Annotated in this window: 1 pseudogene; it reads left to right on the top strand. The window is 62.8% G+C overall.

The window, feature by feature from the left end:
• Positions 1-250 (top strand): annotated as a pseudogene (locus GWC77_RS28945) (IS4 family transposase); the annotation flags it as partial.

Genomic DNA, 250 nt, shown 5'->3' on the forward strand with positions numbered 1-250 from the left:
TCTTCAGGACACGACCGAGCTTGATTTCAACGGTCAGGAGGCGATCGGACTGGGTCCGCTGACGTATGAGGCGCAGCGCGGGATGTTCGTTCACCCGACCTATGCGGTGACGCCACAGCGCGAGCCGCTGGGCATCCTGGACGCGTGGATGTGGGCTCGCGAGAAAAAGGACGAGTCGGGAAAGCGTGGTGGCCCGAAGGAAAGTTTGCGTTGGATCGAAGGCTACGAGCGCATCGCCGAGATGGCGCCG

Origin of the sequence: Paraburkholderia sp. NMBU_R16 (assembly GCF_013282575.1) — a bacterium.
Taxonomy (GTDB): Bacteria; Pseudomonadota; Gammaproteobacteria; order Burkholderiales; family Burkholderiaceae; genus Trinickia.